The sequence below is a fragment of the Falsirhodobacter sp. alg1 genome, from assembly GCF_000739715.2.
In the GTDB taxonomy this organism is placed as follows: Bacteria; Pseudomonadota; Alphaproteobacteria; order Rhodobacterales; family Rhodobacteraceae; genus Falsirhodobacter.
This window is the reverse complement of the sequence record NZ_BBJC02000028.1, coordinates 1-923: the sequence shown is the minus strand read 5'-3', so window position 1 is coordinate 923 and position 923 is coordinate 1. Positions and strand designations below refer to the sequence as shown.

Below are 923 nucleotides of genomic sequence, written 5' to 3'. Positions count from 1 at the left end.
GCAACGACATCCCCTCCACCCTGACGGTGAACAATTACTTCGGGGTGATGCAGGGGGTTCTGAACCATCTGGGAATCGGGGTTCTGCCTGATTACCTCGCGGATGAATTCCCCCATCTTGTGCGCGTATTGCCGGATGTATCCTCCAATGATGTGCCGGTTTTCCTCGCCTATCCCGAGGAATTGCGCCATTCGAAACGCATTGCCGCATTCCGCGAATTCGTGACCGAGGAAATCGTCGCCTATCGCAAACGGATCTATCGAAGCCCAGATCCTTCAGCTTGGAGCGCAGGGCCGCACGGCCCGAGTGTTTGCCCAGAACGAGGCTGGTTTCCGACAGGCCCACATCGGTCGGACGCATGATTTCGAAGGTCTCGGCATTCTTCAGCATGCCGTCCTGATGGATGCCGGATTCATGTGCAAAGGCGTTCTTGCCCACGATGGCCTTGTTGAACTGCACGGCAAAGCCGGACACGGTCGCCACCTTGCGGCTGATCGCCGTCAGCTTGGTGGAATCGATGCCGGTCGTATAGGGCATGATGTCGTTGCGGACCTTCATGGCCATCACGACTTCTTCCAGCGCGGTATTGCCTGCGCGTTCGCCCAGCCCGTTGATCGTGCATTCGATCTGGCGGGCGCCAGCCTCCACCGCGGCCAGCGAGTTTGCCGTCGCCATGCCCAGATCGTTATGGCAGTGCGTTGCGAAAATGATCTCACGAATGCGCGTACCATTCATAGTCAGGCGCACCTTATCCCTGCCAGCTACCAAAGATTTTAGTTGCGACCCGCCATGACGCCACCATCCACATCCCAGATCGCCCCTGTGACCCAAGCTGTATGCTCTGACAATAGATGCACGACCGTAGAGGCAATATCGGCGGACCGCCCTACGCGCCCGACCGGATGAAAGGCATCGAATGCGCC

Annotated in this window: 1 protein-coding gene and 2 pseudogenes; 1 reads left to right on the top strand and 2 read right to left on the bottom strand. The window is 58.3% G+C overall.

Features of this window, described 5'->3' with window-relative positions; all coding sequences use genetic code 11:
• A pseudogene (locus tag TR36_RS13930) lies at nt 1–254 on the top strand (LysR substrate-binding domain-containing protein); the annotation flags it as partial.
• 4 nt (nt 255–258) lie between these two features.
• Here TR36_RS13930 and TR36_RS15110 read toward each other — a convergent pair.
• Nucleotides 259–711: pseudogene (locus TR36_RS15110) on the bottom strand (2-isopropylmalate synthase); the annotation flags it as partial.
• Between the two features lie 62 nt (nt 712–773).
• Nucleotides 774–923 (bottom strand): SDR family oxidoreductase (locus TR36_RS16365; protein ID WP_045393703.1); only part of this gene is annotated, 150 nt, incomplete at its 5' end.